Source organism: candidate division KSB1 bacterium (assembly GCA_016214895.1).
GTDB lineage: Bacteria > Electryoneota > RPQS01 > RPQS01 > RPQS01 > JACRMR01.
Window position 1 is genome coordinate 37,881 of the sequence record JACRMR010000013.1, and the last position, 17,085, is coordinate 54,965.

Genomic DNA, 17,085 nt, shown 5'->3' on the forward strand with positions numbered 1-17,085 from the left:
CCGTGCCCGACTTATTCGTACATAATATCGGCCTGCTGGCAACACCGCTCATGGCCGATCGTCAACGGACTGAGCGGTTCGTGCTGGAGCGGCGGAATGCCGCGATTCTCGTGCGCGAGGGGAGAATAGTCGAGATCGGCCCGGAGCGGGAGCTGGAGTCGCGCATGCCGGCGGACTGTCCGCGATTCAACGCTGACGGATGCCTGGCCACACCCGGATTGATCGACTGCCACACCCACCCCGTGTTCACGGGCAATCGCGCCGACGAGTTCCACATGCGCAATGCGGGACGGTCGTATCAGGAAATCGCCGTAGCCGGCGGCGGAATTCAGGCAACCGCGCGAAAAGTGCGCGCGGCTGCGGTGGACCAGATTGTGAAAGAATCGCTGCCGCGTTTCGATCGGTCGCTCGCCGCGGGCGTAACGACCATCGAAGCAAAATCCGGCTACGGACTGGACTGGGACGGCGAGGCGAAGCTGCTGCGCGCGCTCGAACTCATCAGTCTGCAGACTCCGCAGCGCATGCACAAGACGTTTCTGATTCATGCGGTTCCGGAAGCGATGGAGGGACAACGCGAGCGCTTTCTTGATGAGGTTGCTGCCGAGATGATTCCGCGCGTGGCCGAGCTGAAGCTCGCTTCGGCGGCCGATGTCTTCTGCGAGCAGGGCGCATTCTCCGTCGATGAATCGCGCAGGATGCTGCGCGCCGCACTGGACCATGGACTTCAAGTTGCGGTGCACGCCAACCAATTCGGACACTCGGGCGGCGCGCTGCTGGCCGCGGAGCTCGGAGCCAGAAGTGCGGACCACTTGGAGTACCTGAACGACCAGGAAATCACGGCACTGGCGAAGGCCAACGTCTGCGCGGTCATGTTGCCCGCGAGTGTGTTCTTTCTGGGAACGCTGCCCTACCCGCCGGCGCGAAAGTTGATTGAGCAGGGTGCGCGGGTTGCGATTGCCACGGACATGAATCCAGGCTCGGCCATGACCGAATCGATGCCGTTCTGCATGACGGCCGCCGCGATCTATGCGAAAATGAACCCGGCGGAGTTGTTGTGGGCGGTCACCCTCGATGCGGCGGCGGCACTGCGCGCCGACAGCGACGTGGGGTCGCTGGAGGCCGGCAAGGCGGCGGACATCTGCCTCTGGCGGGCACCGGACCTGAATTCACTGTCCTATCATCTCGGCGATTTCCGCGCATTCACCGTTATTATCGGCGGTGAACTGGCGTGGGAGGATCGCGATGCGACGGCAAGATATTAGTGTCGGAACGTCGGGGTGGAAATTCGACGATTGGGCCGGGACGTTTTATCCGCTGCGGGTCCCCCGGTCGAAGTGGCTCGAATTCTATGCCGCCCGGTTTCCCGTCGGCGAGATCAACAGCACGTACTATCGCATCGCGGGACGCGCGACTTACGCGGGCATCGCGGGCAAGACGCCGGCGGGGTTTCGGCTCTTCGCGAAAGTGCATGGTGATGTGACGCACTCCCGAAGCGAGCCCGCGGAATCGATGCGCGCATTGCTGGGCGGACTCGCACCGCTCACGGAGCGCGGGAAATTGCTCGGATTGCTGGCGCAGTTTCCCGCTGCATTCCAGCGATCAGATTCCAACATCGACTACTTGCTGCGCGTGCGCGACTTGTGCGCGAGTCGGTCACTGTACGTGGAGTTCAGACATCGCAGTTGGGATTGCGACGGCGTTCGAGCCACGCTGCGTGACGAGGGCGTGAGCTGGGTCAGCCCCGACGAGCCGCAATTGGAAAGCCTGATGCCTCCCGCATTGCATGTGACGGGGGACTATGCGTACGTGCGGTTGCACGGTCGGAATGCGCGGGCATGGAACGACCGTACGGCGGGCGACCGGTATGATTACAACTACAGCGTTGACGAATTGGTATCGGTTGGGCAGAAGTTGCTCGGCCTGCCGGACTCTGTCAAGCGGGCATTTGTCCTGTTTAACAATTGTTATCATGGTCAGGCGGCAACGAACGCGATTTGGTTGCAGCGATGGTTAGGCGACACGAACCACGAGGACGATTCGGCGAGCGAGAATGGACTCCATCTATTCACTGATTCATAGCTCGCAACATCGCGAGGCCTGGCGGCGGTTTCGATTGCCGACGGAGGATTGGCAGATTCTGAACAGCCACCTCCGTTCGCGATCAGCGAATCCGACGCTGCCACGGCTGCCCTATCCGTTGGAAGGGTACGTCAGCGCCGCGCCGGGTCCGCACGAATTCGCTTGCGTCGCTGAACCCGCGATCATGTCTCCCGGACCGTTTCGCGAAGCGGCGTTGCAACATTCGATTGCACTCACGACGCAACGCGATGCGGTGGACTCCTGCCGGGCGTGGTTTGGCTTGAGTGTCGAGTCGGCGCCGATGGACGCCGCGGACAACGCCTGGGCGCAACTCGCGCTGATCGACGCGGCCGAACGGACGGCGCTGACCGAGCTGGAAGCGAGGGTGATGCGTGCGGTCAGACTCGCCGATGTGATGGACCTCGAAGGCGAGCCGCTGTTCCTATCGCTGAGCAAAATGGTTCAGCATCTATTCGCCCCGACCTATCTGGAGATTCAGCCGGACCTCTCGTCCGATTTCTGGTCGGAGCGCGACGGGGAGTGGGTCTGGCATGAGCCGAAAGATCTGCCGCAGGAGGCGGCAACCGAGCTCGTGCCACGACACAAATTGGCGCTCTATCGCCGCAATCGGATCTCGCTCATCGATGAGTGTGCGACCGCGGCGGAGTTTACGCGAGGAAAAGAGCTGCACGACCGGGGATACGTGTTCGCCGTGTTGGTGCCGCTGGTGCGCAACGACCGCCGCCTCGGTGTGCTCAAGCTGCTGTATGCCTCGCCGCTTACCATTTTACCGGTCGAACTCGATGCGCTGGAACTGTTCCGCGCCGAATTTTCAACCGTCTTCGACTGCTGCAGCAAGTTCTCGCGCACACAGCGACTCGCCACGATCGACGGGTTGACGCAGTTGTTTAATCATCGCTTTTTGCGGGAACAACTGCGCACGGAATTCCAGCGCGCGAAGCGCTACAAGAAGATGATGACGTTCGTCATGATTGATATCGACGACTTCAAGACCTACAACGATACTTATGGCCATCTGGCCGGAGACCGGGTGTTGGCCGAGGTGGCGGCGACGATCCGCTCGTCCGTGCGCGACATTGACTTTGTGGCCCGCTACGGCGGCGAGGAGTTCGCGCTGATTCTGCCCGAGATCACTGCGGAGAACGGATTGATTGTGGCCGACAAAATTCGCAAGGCGATCGAAGCCCGTTCGCTGGTGACTGAGGAAGGCGAGTCGATGGGTGCAATCACGGTGTCGTGCGGAGTCACCGACAACCGCGATGCGGCGGCTCCGGAAGATCTCATCTCCGGCGCCGATCGCGCGCTCTACTGGGTGAAGCGACACGGAAGAAACCTGGTCAAGTTAGCAAATGTCGAATCGCAAGCGATCTGAGTTTCCGCGAGTCCTGTTTGTTACGTCGGAGGTCACGCCGTTCAGCAAAACCGGCGGCCTGGCCGATATCAGCGGCGCGCTGCCGAAGGCGCTGAGTCGATTGGGCTGCGACGTGCGGGTGTTGTCCCCCTTGTACGGCTGCGTGGACGGGGAGCGACACGCACTGGCGGTATCGGCAAACGGCGCTCAACCTTCTCTGACTATTAACGGCCGGGCGCTGCACGCCGAATTTGCACGCGCGCCCCGCCGTGACTCTGAACCGGATTTCTGCTTCCTGCGCTGTGACGCGCTGTACGACCGGCCGGGGATTTACGTCGATCCCTTCAGTAATCAGGACTACGTGGACAACGACTACCGGTTTATCGCACTCGCCAAGTGTGCATTCGACCTGTGTCGGAGCGATCACTGGACGCCGGATGTCCTGCAGTGCAATGACTGGCAGGCCGGTCTGGTTCCGCTCTACCTGTCGCAGCGGCGGCGGCGCGGAGAATTCGCGGAGAGTCGTGCGGTGATGACGGTTCATAACATGGCCTATCACGGTTGGTTCAAGGCGGATACTGTCGCTCGCATCGGCGACGCGGAAGCGTTGTATTTTCCGGGCGGACCGATCGAATTCTACGGGATGGTCAATTTCCTGAAAGCCGGGCTCGAATTTGCCGACGGGCTGAGCACTGTCAGTCCCACTTACGCGCACGAGATCCAGAGCAGCTATGATTTCGGCTTCGGACTGGAAACCGTATTGCGGGGGTCGCCGCGACCGCTGCAAGGAATTCTCAACGGGATCGACACCGAGGTCTGGAATCCGGAGACTGATCCGCGCATCGCCGCCAACTTTGGCATCGGTACGCTGCCCTGGAAAGTGGAGAACAAGCGCGCATTGTGCGCCAAGGCCGGGTTTGAATTCAACGCCGGCGTCCCGGTATTCGCGGTGATTTCACGGATTGTGGGCCAGAAGGGTTTCGAGATTCTCGCGCCGCTCATCACGGAAATTCTGAGCTTGCCGGCGCAGTTCGTGATCCTCGGCAGCGGCGACCCGTACTACGAGCACATGTTCCACGAACTGGCGCGCGTGTATCCCGACCGATTCGCGGTGAAGCTGGCCTACGACGAAGATCTGGCGCACTTGATCGAGGCCGGTTCGGACATGTTCCTCATGCCGTCCAAATTCGAACCGTGCGGACTGAATCAAATGATGAGCATGCGTTATGGCACGATTCCGATTGTGCGGGTCACCGGGGGACTTGCCGATACCGTGATCGACGCCGACACGGATTTGTTGCACGGAACCGGTTTCCGTTTCTATGACTATACGAGCGGCGAGCTGATGCACGCGGTCGAACGCGCGGTTTCCGCCTATCAAGATGCCGACCGCTGGCGGAGGATCCAGCGTAACGCGATGAGTCAGGATTTCTCGTGGGATCGGTCGGCAAGGCAGTATCTTCAACTGTATCAGGAATGCCTCTCTCAACCGCCGCGCGTGGCCTGAGGGTCGCGCTCGGCCTGCTGGCGCTGCTGGGGAGCTGCGTAAGTTCCGACGCGCGAGACTGGAAGGTCATCCTGCCGAGTGAGTCGGTGACGCTCCGGGATCCGCGAGCGTTGTCAATCGGTCCGGACGATTTGCTCTATGTCGCCGATGCCGGCAATCAGCGTGTCGTCGCCGTAGATACGAGCGGGACGCTGATCGCGGAAGCCGGTGGGTTCGGGAATGGCAACGGGCAGTTCCAAAGTCCGGAGGACGTCGCGGCGGAGTGGGGTACCAGTGTCTGGGTATTGGACTATGGAAATCGCCGCATTCAGCGATTCTCCCGCTCGCTGAGCTGGCAGGCAACGTACGAAGTCCTGATCGATGACACCCAGGACCGACGCAGCCCCGCGGCGATTGCACTGGCGCCCGACGGCGACCTTATCGTCTATGACCGCGACGGTCAGACTTTGCTGCGCTACGATCCGGGGTTCTTTCCACGGGCCAGCTTCGACGGCGCTCGCGGTTATGTTGGCGAAGTTGCCTCGATGGCGTTTGTTCGCGGACACGGCCTGTGCTGGATCGAGCGCGGCGGCCATACGCTGTATCGTTGCGATGCCATGCTGAATCCTCTGCCGTCAATTGAACTGCCGCCCGAATACGGTGAGACCACACTGGCCGCCGCGGATAGTTCACTACTGACCGGCGCCCGCGGGTTTGTGATCCGGTGGCAAAGCAGCGCGCGACCCGCTGATACGCTCTTTGATGCGCGGACAGTGATCGGCAAGGAAATTCGCACAATCACCAGCTTGGCGATGGCGTCGAGCGGGACCTTGTACCTGCTGGACCGGACCACGGGAAGAGTTGTTCGCGTATCGCCCTGATTCCTCCGGAGTGAGACACCCGGCATCAAGCCTTGGCATCGGCTGTGCGATGGCGCTGCTGTTGATTGCACTGAACGCGCCGACCGCCTGCGCGATTCCGTCGCGAATCGGACAGGCGAGATTCGTGTCCACGGGTGCTACCGACACGTTGCTCACGCTCAGCGTGCCATGGATTGAGATCGATTCCATTCAAGTCACGGCCCGCGGCCAGACGCTTTCCGAGTTTGAACGCTGGCGGCTGATTGAACCCGGCAACCGCATCTGGCTCTTCCGCCCCTTACCCCAAGGCGACACCCTTTCCGTTCGCTTCATCTATCGTTCGATCCCGCTCTATCGTCTCTACAGCCGACATGTCCTCAGCGAACTCGCCGTATCTCATTCCCGCATCGGAGTAGCGGATAGCCTGCGGATCCTTCCCGGTTCGCGTTCGGGTCTTTCCGAAACGTCGGGATGGAGTCGCCTGAACAAGTCCGGTTCGCTGATCCGCAGTGTGCAGGTAGGCAGCGGCCAGGACCTCGCACTCGAGTCAGCCCTCAATCTCACGGTGCAGGGACGAGTCGGAAAAAACATCGATGTCGTCGCGGCGCTTACAGACCAGTCCACACCAATCCAGCCGGATGGCACCACCGAAGCCCTGAACGAACTGGAGAAAGTCTTCGTCACCGTCAAGAGCCCGCGCATGAGCGCGACGGTAGGCGACTTCAACCTGGATCTGACCGGCGGCGACTACGACGACTATCATCGCAAGCTCACGGGGCTTAGCGCCGCGTATCATGACTCGGTGGCAGTGGTTGCCGTAAGCGCGGCGACAAGCAAAGGACAGTTCTTTTCCAATTCAATCGCGGGTCAGGAAGCCAATCAAGGTCCGTACCCTTTGCGAGACAAGAACGGCAGCAGCGGAATTCTGGTCCTGGCCGGAACTGAGCATGTCTGGCTCGACGGCGAACCGATGCGACGCGGCGAAGGCAACGATTATGTCATCGATTACAGCAGCGGCGAGATCAAGTTCACGGCCAAGCGAGTCATTACGTCGGCAAGCCGGATGGTAATCGACTTTGAGTACTCGAACGAGGACTTTGAACGCTCGTTCGTCAATCACCGTACAGGGGTTAGTGTCAAGCGCGGAGTGCTCACCACGGCGATCACGCTGATCAACGAAAGCGACAGCCGCGATCGACCGGTCGGAACGTCGTTTACCGACGCGGACCGCGACGCACTACGGCTGGCCGGTGATCGCGCGGATGCGGCGGTCGTGTTCGCCGCGGATTCGCTGGGACCCGGTCGCGGTGACTATGTGCGCATCGACACCGCGGCCAACGCGGAATCCTATTCCATTTTTCGCTACTCAGAGCGCGATACCGCCGGCGCGCTGACCGGACAATGGCAAGTCTATTTCGACGAGTTCGCCGTCGGCGCGGGCGACTATGAGGCCACGGCGGACTCGCGAGGGCTGACCTACTTCTACTGGGTCGGACCCGGCAACGGTCGATACCGGCCGTATCGGCGACTGCCGTTGCCGCGTCGATACGACTTCGGCGACCTGCGCGTGTCCACCCGACCCCTGGCGGGCCTCGACCTGTCGTTCGAGGGCGCGTTAAGCCGCAATGATCTGAATACGTTTTCAAGCAGCGACGATGAAGACAACGGCGGCACGGCGTTCTCGGTGAGCGGGGAGTATTCCCGGCAACGTCCGTCCATTCTGGGAGTTCGTCCGCGCAGCCTGTCCGTGCTCACCCGCATGCGCGGACGGAACGAGGACTTCGTCGAGATCAACCGCGCACTGGAAACGGAGTTCGAACGCGAGTGGGACGCCAATCGCAACCAGGGAACACAGGAGTTGATCCGCGAGGCGGAACTCCGGTTGATGCCGATCCATGCGGTGAGTTTCGCCGCCAGCTATGGTGATCTGCTTCGCCCGGATGTGCAGACTTCAGCGCGCCGGAAATTGAGCGCCGGCTGGACGATTGCCAACGGGTGGCGGACATCGGCGAGTCACCTCGACATCCGCGCCGACGACTCGACGAACTCGCGGCAAAGCGATTGGATTCGGCAACGCGCTGCGATGGACGGGGCGATATCGAGATTCGCGCCGCGCGTTTCCGTCGATCGCGAGCGCAAGCGCGACGAACGTCGCAGCGGTTTGAGCGGTTTTCGGTTTGTTGACTACGCAATCGGGTCGGCAGTGGATCTGGGATATCGGCTGAACGCCGACGCGCAGTTCTCGCGTCGGAACGACGAGGAGCTGACACCGGCGGACCGGTTTGAGAAGTCGTCCCGGGCCGATGATATGAGCGGCCTGCTGTCATGGCAGCCGCCGGAACTTGGCAGCGGCTCGCTGCGTTATACTCACCGCGAGAAGAGTTTTCCGGGTCTGGATTCCGCCGACATCGTGACAGACGTGGGACGCCTCGAAACGGTATTCGCGCCGCGGCGCAGGGTCGTGGAAGGAAACCTGATCTACGAGGCGGCGAAAACTCAGTCAGCGGATCAGATTCTGGTGGCGATTCAGGTTCCCGCCGGAACAGGAAGTTACCGGAAAGAGGGCGACAAATACGTTCCCGATGATCAAGGTGACTACATCCTCGTTCCGCGAAACACCGGTTCCTATCAGCCGGCCACGGATCTAAACCTTTCGGCGCAAGCTTCAATTCGCGCCGATGAGCTGGGACCCGCAGCGGCCGCCTGGATCCGGGCGCTGTCGAGTGAGACTGAACTGACGATCGAGGAACGCACACGGCTGCCATTGTCGGCGCGGATGGTGCTCTTGGATCCAACGCGCTTTCGCGGAGACTCCACGCTCTATGGCACGTTCTCGCTGCGCGAGGACTTACACGTCCTGCGCTTGAGCCGCAAGCGTTCGTTTCGCCTGCGCTACCGGCATGCGGAGTCGCTGCAGAATCAGTATTTGAACGGCGGTCAACGCCGGTCGCTCCGGGAAGCGGCCCTGCGCACGCGGATGCTGTACACGGAGATCCTGCGCGGTGAGACCGAAATCGGTACTTCGACCGAGACGATCGGCTACGACAATGGAGTCCTGCCGGACCGGGACATCGCCCGGTTCGAACTGACTCAGAACAACTCGCTCAGCCTGACGCGGTTGTGGGAACTGGGATTGGATTTCGGCGCGCAGGAGATCCGCGACGAACAAACATCGACGCAGGCCAGTTTGCGGGACGTCAAGCCGCGCGCGACCCTGACCATGGCCGGTCGCGGCAGACTGGATGCCGAGTTCGCCTGGTCTCACGCCACTGCCAATCGCGAGAGCATTCCGTTTGAGCTCGCGCGCGGCGCCAACCGCGGCGAAAATTTTCGCTGGTCGGTCAGAGGCACGTACGCCTTCGGCCAGAACTTTTCCGCTTCGATCTCCTACACCGGAAGGCGTGACGCGGGGGAGAGAGTAATCCATACGGGGCGTGTGGAGGCGCGGGCGTCGCTATGAGAATGAGCATAATTCTGCTTTGCCTCCTGCGATGTGTCGTCGATTCAAGCGCCGAGACGGCAGCCGTCGAGCGAATTCGGTGCTCCGGAAACCGGGTCTTTTCCGATGCCGAGTTGGTGCGAATGCTCGGCGTCGAGCGCGGACAGCAGCTTGACGCCGTTGCGATGGAAGCCGCGGGCAGCCGGCTGGTCGATTCGCTGATTGCCCGCGACCTGCTGTTTGCGCGAACCGACAGCATCCGCGGCGAGCGCGGCAAGCGCGGCACGGTGTTAACGGTCTTTGTTACGGAAGGGTCCACGGCGGTTGTCGATGAACTGCATTGGGCGGGCGATTCCGGACGAGTAGCTGACGCGAATGCCGACCTGTTGCTGACGCGTGGCGCGTCGTTTCAATGGAGTCGTCTGCGTGCCGACTTGAATCGGCTCCTCGACCAGTTCACCTCCGCGGGCTATCCGTATGCGCGTGTCGAATTGGAACGCGTGGACGCGGACTCCACCGATCACACCGTTGATCTCTATCTGAAGCTCACCAGCGGACCGTTCACCGAGATCGAATTCGTCGAGTTCAGCGGATTGCGCGGGACCAGCGAGGCCTTCTTGAGGCGGTACCTGAGATTTCGGGTACCGGTTCCCTACAGCGATGCCGCGGTCGCGCGGGGAAAGCGAAGACTGGCACGACTGGATTTTCTGCGGTCAGTCGGAGATCCGCGAATCGTCGTACGAGAGGATGGGAGCAGCGGTGTGCAGTTCCCGGTCGAAGAGGCACGCGCCACACGACTTGATGCCGTGGCCGGATATCTGCCCGGCGAGCAGGGTAAGAACGGGACGGTCAGCGGACTTGTCAACCTCGATTTCATCAATCTGCTCGGAAGCGGACGCAAGGGCCATGTGCACTGGGCGCGGCCCGATTCACGAACGCAGAGCGTCGAGATCGCCTATCGCGAACCGTGGGTGTTGAATTCGCCGCTCAGTCTGGCGGGCGATTTTTCGCAGCGGATCGATGATACGAGCTATGTCACGCGCAAGATGGGCGTGGTGGCGGACGCCGAGCTGGGATCGAATGTCGTCGTCACCGGAGCGGTTCGCTTCGAGGCTGTGTTGGTGGATTCGGCATCGGCGGTCCGTCTGGGGTTGGCGAACAGCAGTACCGTGGTGTTCGAAACCGGGCTGGCGATTGACACGCGCGATTTCCCGCCAAATCCACGGCGTGGATTCCGGTTCGCGACGACCGTGGGCAGCGGCACAAAGCGCCGCGAACGGCTGAATGACTCGTTGGATGCCGGCCGGTTCGGGGTGCGGCGCGTGAGTGCCGATGCCGAAGCCGTCGCCGAGCCGCTCCCCTACTGGGTAGCCAGTCTCGCCTTGCACGCGCGCGGGACGGAGAGTGATGAACCGGAAATCCCGGTTTCGGACATGTATCGACTGGGCGGAGCGCGAACCCTGCGCGGCTATCGCGAGGAGCAGTTTCAGGGTTCGCGGCTGGGCTGGGCGTCCGCCGAGTTGAGGTACTTGCTCGGCGAGGCATCGCGACTCTATCTCTTCGCGGATGCCGGTGCGATCTACCGCGAAGTGCGGACGGCCAGCGGTCCAGCATCGTCGTCCCTGTTTCGGCCGGCGACCGGAGTCGGTCTGCGACTCGAATCGACGCTGGGCACCTGGGGCTTCGATTACGGCGTCGGTCAGGACGACCGCGTGCTGAACGGCAAAGTACATTTTTCATTGTTCACAAGTTTCTGAGCGTGCGCCGCGGGGCGGATGCGCGCCACTCACTGTCACAACGTTTACCACTTCTTCCCTTGAAAAAAGAACTCATCATTAACTCCACGACAACCGAGTCGCGGCTCGCGCTGACGGAGGATGGCGTACTCGCCAACCTTTTTGTGGAGCGTCCGGAGCACGAACGCAACGTCGGCGACATTTACAAAGGCATCGTGCACCGCGTCATGCCCGGCATGCAGGCGGCGTTCATCGATATCGGCTGGGAAATCGACGGCTTTATTCACTTCTCGGACCTATTCCAATCCGCCGTCGATATGGCGGAAGGCATGGAAATGGAAGATGTCTCGTTGCCCGAGAAGCGCCAGGGATTCCGGCGGGCCTACAAGCCCCGCGCCGAACTGAAGGCCGGACAGGAATTGCTGGTGCAGATCATCAAGGAGCCGATCAGCAAGAAGGGACCCCGGTTGACGTCGCAAGTCTCGCTGCCCGGACGATTCCTGGTACTGGTGCCCGGGGATAATCTGGTCGGCGTCTCAAAACGAATCCCCGACTTCAAGGAGCGCAAGCGCCTCAAGCAGATCATCAAATCCCTGCAACCCGAAGGTTTCGGCCTGATCTGTCGCACGGTTGGCGAAGGCAAGAGCGATGACGAAGTCAAGCGCGATCTGCGTACGCTGATGCGACTCTGGCAGATGATCCAGAAACGGATCGAGTCAACGCCCGCGCCGGTTCGCGTCCACAAGGAAGCACCGATCACATCCAGCATCATCCGCGACCTGTTTTCACCCGAGACGACGCGCGTGATCGTCGATAGCCGCAAGCTCTACCGCGAGATTAGAGCCTACGTGCGTTCCGTGGCGCCGCAACAGCTTGATTCGATCCAGTATTTCGACGGCGAAGAGCCGATCTTCGACGCGTTCAAGATTGAGTCCGAGATTGATAAGAGCCTGTCGCGGCGTGTGTGGTTCGGCGGCGGCAGTTATTTGATCATCGAGCAAACGGAAGCCGTGGTCACGATCGACGTGAACTCCGGACGCTTCGTCGGCAAGGAACACCACGACGAAAACAATCTGCGCGTCAATCTGAGAGCTGTGCAGGAAATCGCGCGGCAGCTCAGACTGCGCGATCTGGGCGGAATCATCATCATCGATTTCATCGACATGATCGATGAACGAAATCGCAAGAAGCTCTTCGAGGCCATGCGCCAGGCGTTGAAAGATGATCGGGCGAAGTGGGACCTGGCGCCGATCAGTCAGTTCGGGATCATGGAGATGACGAGGCAGCGGACCAAGGACTCGCTCCTGCATACCTTCAACGAGACTTGCCCGACCTGCGGAGGCTCCGGGATGGTCGTTGTCAAGGAGTCTGTCGTCACCCAGTTGCAATCCTGGATTCGGAGGTTCCGGGCACGGTCCGGTGAAATGGGACTAACTGTGAAGGCACATCCTGAAATCGTTGATTTTGTGACAAAAGGAGACAAATCTCATCTTCGTCAGATCATGTGGGATTCGATGCTCTACATCAAGCTGGAGCCGGAGCCGAGCCTAAGGTTAGATGAATTCAAGTGTTACAGCTGGAAACAGAAGCGAGAAGTCACCGATGACTTCCGCTCCGTGCCCGCTTGACAATTTCCTCAGAAAGCCGTATTTTAGAGGGCTTTACGAGAAAGGCCAATTTCCACCATGTACGCAGTATTTAATGTGACCCCCGGCCGTCAGGTCAAAGCCGCCCCCGGCAGTACCGTGAAGGTCGATTATTTCGAAGAAGCCAAAGCAGGCCAGAAGCTGGTCTTCGATGAGGTGCTGCTGGTTTCTGACGGAGCCGTGCCAAAGATCGGAGCTCCCTACGTCAAGGCCAAGGTGCATGCCACCGTCGTCGGACACGGGCGCAATCCCAAAGTTGTCGTCTTCAAGAAGAAGAAGCGAATCGACTATCACAAGCAGCGCGGCCACAAGCAGCACTTCACGACGCTGCACATCGACTCGATCGAGGCCTGAGTCTTGTCAGCGGTCAATCCGCCGCTGCTCCAGTTTCAAAGTATTCCAACCGCTTCCCTCCCATGGCTCACAAAAAAGGTCAAGGCTCTTCGCGCAACGGCCGCGACAGTCAGCCCAAGATGCTCGGCGTCAAGCGTTTTGCCGGTCAGCATGTCAGTGCCGGAGAGATTCTCGTGCGCCAGCGCGGGACCAAAATCAAGCCGGGCGAAAACGTCGGTTGCGGGCGCGATCATACGCTGTTTGCCCTGATCGAGGGCAAAGTGAAGTTCGTGACTTCCACAAATGCACTGCGGAAGTCCGTCCATATCGAGCCCGTGGAGGCGTAGCGGACTCGAATTGATTTAGCGGCCGATTGTCACTCGCCGCGCTTCGTTTCAAGCATTTTGCGCGGCCTGATCTTCAGCGCCGCGCTTTCTTTTGTTGACAAAACCATTCCGATTTCAGCTATGTCCCTCCCCAAACACCTCCTCTCATGAAAATCACCGTCATCGGCGCCGGCAACGTCGGAGCCACCTGCGCGTACATTCTCGCCGCTAAGAACATTTGCAGAGAAGTCGTCGTCATCGATATTCTTGACGGCATTCCGCAGGGCAAGGGTCTGGATATGTACCAGGCCGCACCCGTTGGAGCTTACGACACCGTTGTGCGCGGCACTAACGCGTACGCCGACACCGCCAACTCCGATATTATCGTCATGACCGCCGGTAAGCCGCGTCAGCCCGGAATGTCGCGGGATGACTTGCTGGCCGCGAATGTGGTGATCATCAAGGACGCGATTACGCAGGCGGCCAAGGTCTCGCCCAACGCGTTTATCATCATGGTCTCGAATCCGCTGGATGCGATGTGCTTCGCCGCTTTGAAGCTGTCCGGCTTCCCGCACAAAAAAGTGTTTGGAATGGCCGGGATTCTCGACACGGCTCGTTACCGGACGTTCATTGCGATGGAACTGGAAGTGTCCGTACGGGACGTCGCGGCGGTTGTGCTCGGAGGTCATGGCGACACGATGGTTCCACTGCCGCGGCTGACTACCGTCGGCGGAGTGCCGCTGACGGCGCTGCTGCCCAAGGAGCGCATTGATGCGATCGTGCAGCGCACTCGTGACGGCGGTGCTGAAATCGTGAAGTACTTGAAGACCGGCTCGGCGTTTTACGCACCGGCGGCGGCCGCGGTCGAAATGGTCGAGAGCATCGTGCACGATCAGAAGCGCGTGCTGCCCTGCGCTGCATGGCTGCAGGGCGAATACGGCTATCGCGACATCTACATGGGTGTCCCTGTGATCGTCGGCAAGCAGGGCGTCGAGAAGATCCTTGAGATCCCCTTCAACGACGATGAAAAGGCCATGTTCGCCAAGTCGGCCGATGCCGTGACCTCGCTCTTGCAAGCGACGAAAGTCTAACCCGAAATTGCGGGTTTGAATTGGTCTTGCGAGTTTCCCGCCACTTAATTGAGGAGACCGAATCATGAAGACCGTTGGTGTAGTCCTCGCCGGTTGCGGCTACCTGGACGGGGCCGAGATCTACGAGTCGGTGCTCACATTGCTCAGCTTGGATCGGCTCGGCGTTGCTTATCAATGTTTGGCGCCGGATCTGCCGCAGATGCACGTTGTGAATCACGTGAGCGGCGACGCGATGGGGGAGTCCCGTCGCGTACTGGTCGAAGCGGCTCGCATCGCCCGCGGCAAGATCGCCGCGCTGGATAACAGTTGGGTCGCCAAACTCGATGCGGTGATTCTCCCCGGCGGATTTGGCGCGGCCAAGAATTACTGTGACTTTGCAACCAAGGGTGAGGCCTGTTCGATTCAGCCGGTGGTGGAATCGTTCATGCGCGCGATGGTTGCGGCGCGCAAGCCCGTCGGAGTGATCTGCATTTCCCCGATCGTCCTGGCCCGAGCGCTCAAGGGGACCAACGTGCATGCGTCGCTCACGCTTGGCGCCCAGTCGAGTGCGTCCGCCGCCGCCGAGGCGTTCGGGTCCAAGCATGTTGTCTGCGAGGTCACGGACTGCGTCGCCGATCATGAGAATCTGATCGTCTCCACACCCGCCTATATGTACAGCGCGCGGATTGCGGACGTTGAAATCGGGATCGAGAAGCTCGTCCGGCAGGTCGTCCACATGACTCACGAAGCGACTGAAAAGCCCCGGGATTCGGTTTTGACGACGGCATAGCGGAATCGCCTGACAGCACGAAACGCGAAAGACCGGTTGTATTGGCCGGTCTTTTTTTATATCTTGATTCGTTGGGGTATGCCCTGCCGTGGTCCGCGCCGTTGCATCCGGTTTTCCATGAGTTTGAGGGTCTGCCGCCGGATGTGAGCGACGACTTCTAACGAGAAGTGACCCGCGGTTTGACGTGTTGTGCCTCGGCGTTGACGATCCGCGGAGGCCGGGTGGGGCAATATCGTTTTCGCCGCGACGCATTTCGAATCACGAATTTTAGCCGGTGAAAGGCGACCTTGGCTGAATCATCCGACAAGCGCTATCGCGATCTGCTGGACCACTTCTTTGCGGGAAGTGCGCGCCTGCGGTTGCTCGAATCCGCCGATCAGATAGTGAATCATGTCTGTCGGATAATCGTCGGATCCGGCATGTTTCGCGGCGCGGTGCTATTGGTCGCTGACGACAAGTTCCGCATTCGCGACGCCGGCTTCGACGCGGCGACGGCTGACGCGGTGGAGTTCTTGCGCACGCGTGTTCGCGTGCTGGAAGGGCGCGCGTTGCGTCCGTTCGATTTCGTGCGTGCCGACAGCGAACTCGGCGCGGCGCAGTTGATCCCCGGGAAAGTCGATGCCCACGAATGCCCGATCGGCGAGTGGGCGGAGGCAGATCAACTGGCTCTACCGATGCCGGGTCAAGACGGAGCCATCGCAGGGTTTCTCACCACGATCGCGGTACGGGCCGGAGCGCGACCCGTGAGCGACGACGTGCGACTGTTGGAGGTCTTGCTCCAGCACTGCTCATTGCAGCTCCACGCGACCCAGGCGCGTGACAGGCTGATGGCGCGGACGGAAGACGTCGAACAGCGCTTGTACGAGCGAATGGCGGAAGCCAGATTGGCGCAGGAGAAATTCTCGCGTCTGATCAATACCAGCCGGGACGTGATCCTGATTACGGACGAGCGCGACCTCGTGATCTACTTGAATCAGGCGTTCAGCGACGTGCTGGGATTTGCCCGTGAGAACTTTCTGGGCAGACCCTTGCCGTCCGTCCTGCGTGAACTTGCGCTGGATCGCGGTGCGATCGATGAAGCACTGCGGAACCTGGAAGTCCCGGGGAATGACGCGATCATGACGCAGGTCGAACTCAAGACCGCCGGCGCGGCGCGACGCGCCTTCGAATTTACGCGCTTGCCGGTCAGGCAGGGCGGCACCCCGCGCGGCGACCAGTACCTGTTGCGCGATGTCACCCACGAACGGGCGTTGTTTCAGCATCTCTTGACTTCGGAGCGATTGGCCGCCACCGGACGCTTGGCCGCGGGTGTTGCGCACGAAATAAACAACCCGTTGCAGGCGATCTTGTCCCAGCTGAACTCGCTCCAAAAACTGGTGGACCCGGCGCAGGCCGGCGAACAAGTGGAGCGAATCCGCGAAGCCATCAGTCGAATCCGCCAGGTCCTGCGGGGAATGTTGGAGTTGAATCGCGGCGGCGAAGTCGCGCGCACCAGCGTTGCGCTGAACTCCGTGATCGAGAACGTCCTGCTGTTATTGCGACCGCAACTTAACGAAGCGGGGATTACGGCCAATACTGATTTGCAACCGGAGCTCCCGACGATCATCGCCGCCGCGGCCGAGCTTCAGCAACTACTGCTGAATCTGGTTTTGAATGCCATCGAAGCGATGCCCGGCGGTGGAGCACTGCGGATCGTGTCGCGCGCATCGGAAACCGCCGTCGAAGTCCTGATCAGCGACGACGGTGCGGGAATGGCGCCGGACGTGATCCCGCACATCTTCGAACCATTCTTCACCCGGAAGAGTACGGGAACCGGCCTTGGACTCTACATCTCAAAGGGAATCGCTGATTCCTACAAGGCACAGATTCAGGTAGAGTCCGCCCTCGGCAGCGGGTCCACATTCACCGTTTCCTTTCCGCTGGCATAGTCGAGCGGTCGCCCAATGAA

13 protein-coding genes are annotated in these 17,085 nt (G+C 60.7%); all 13 read left to right on the top strand.

The annotated features are described in order from the left end of the window. The first annotated feature begins 2 nt into the window (after positions 1-2). The 13 genes from HZB60_08710 (at position 3) to HZB60_08770 (ending at position 17,065) form a co-directional block, all read left to right on the top strand. The gene (locus HZB60_08710; protein MBI5059840.1) at positions 3-1,262 is read left to right on the top strand and encodes an imidazolonepropionase; all 1,260 of its coding nucleotides are present in this window, start codon (positions 3-5) and stop codon (positions 1,260-1,262) included. Beyond that, positions 1,243-2,079, top strand: a complete 837-nt coding sequence (locus tag HZB60_08715; protein ID MBI5059841.1) for a DUF72 domain-containing protein — start codon at positions 1,243-1,245, stop codon at positions 2,077-2,079. The genes HZB60_08710 and HZB60_08715 overlap by 20 nt, the downstream gene beginning before the upstream one ends. Continuing rightward, the gene (locus tag HZB60_08720) at positions 2,051-3,472 is read left to right on the top strand and encodes a GGDEF domain-containing protein (protein MBI5059842.1); all 1,422 of its coding nucleotides are present in this window, start codon (positions 2,051-2,053) and stop codon (positions 3,470-3,472) included. The genes HZB60_08715 and HZB60_08720 overlap by 29 nt, the downstream gene beginning before the upstream one ends. After that, entirely contained in the window at positions 3,450-4,958 is a 1,509-nt protein-coding gene (gene glgA, locus HZB60_08725; protein ID MBI5059843.1) for a glycogen synthase GlgA, read from the top strand. Before HZB60_08720 ends, glgA begins: the two co-directional genes overlap by 23 nt. Next, on the top strand, positions 4,928-5,818 hold the full coding sequence (locus tag HZB60_08730; GenBank protein ID MBI5059844.1) for a hypothetical protein: 891 nt from the start codon (positions 4,928-4,930) through the stop codon (positions 5,816-5,818). Before glgA ends, HZB60_08730 begins: the two co-directional genes overlap by 31 nt. A gap of 10 nt (positions 5,819-5,828) precedes the next feature. Then, on the top strand, positions 5,829-9,257 hold the full coding sequence (locus HZB60_08735; GenBank protein ID MBI5059845.1) for a hypothetical protein: 3,429 nt from the start codon (positions 5,829-5,831) through the stop codon (positions 9,255-9,257). Positions 9,258-9,259: 2 nt separating this feature from the next. Beyond that, positions 9,260-10,993 carry a BamA/TamA family outer membrane protein gene (locus HZB60_08740; GenBank protein ID MBI5059846.1) on the top strand — a complete coding sequence of 578 codons (1,734 nt, stop codon included), beginning with the start codon at positions 9,260-9,262 and terminating at the stop codon, positions 10,991-10,993. Between the two features lie 59 nt (positions 10,994-11,052). After that, positions 11,053-12,600 (top strand): Rne/Rng family ribonuclease, encoded by a 1,548-nt coding sequence (locus tag HZB60_08745; GenBank protein MBI5059847.1) that lies wholly within the window; start codon positions 11,053-11,055, stop codon positions 12,598-12,600. Between the two features lie 57 nt (positions 12,601-12,657). After that, on the top strand, positions 12,658-12,972 hold the full coding sequence (gene rplU / locus HZB60_08750; GenBank protein ID MBI5059848.1) for a 50S ribosomal protein L21: 315 nt from the start codon (positions 12,658-12,660) through the stop codon (positions 12,970-12,972). Positions 12,973-13,034: 62 nt separating this feature from the next. Beyond that, positions 13,035-13,298, top strand: coding sequence for a 50S ribosomal protein L27 (gene rpmA, locus HZB60_08755; GenBank protein MBI5059849.1), 264 nt, complete (start codon positions 13,035-13,037; stop codon positions 13,296-13,298). A 146-nt stretch (positions 13,299-13,444) separates the two neighbouring features. Next, positions 13,445-14,368 carry a malate dehydrogenase gene (mdh, locus tag HZB60_08760; GenBank protein MBI5059850.1) on the top strand — a complete coding sequence of 308 codons (924 nt, stop codon included), beginning with the start codon at positions 13,445-13,447 and terminating at the stop codon, positions 14,366-14,368. A 64-nt stretch (positions 14,369-14,432) separates the two neighbouring features. After that, positions 14,433-15,137 (top strand): isoprenoid biosynthesis glyoxalase ElbB, encoded by a 705-nt coding sequence (elbB, locus tag HZB60_08765; protein ID MBI5059851.1) that lies wholly within the window; start codon positions 14,433-14,435, stop codon positions 15,135-15,137. A 287-nt stretch (positions 15,138-15,424) separates the two neighbouring features. Continuing rightward, positions 15,425-17,065, top strand: a complete 1,641-nt coding sequence (locus tag HZB60_08770; protein ID MBI5059852.1) for a PAS domain S-box protein — start codon at positions 15,425-15,427, stop codon at positions 17,063-17,065. The last annotated feature ends 20 nt before the right edge of the window (positions 17,066-17,085 follow it).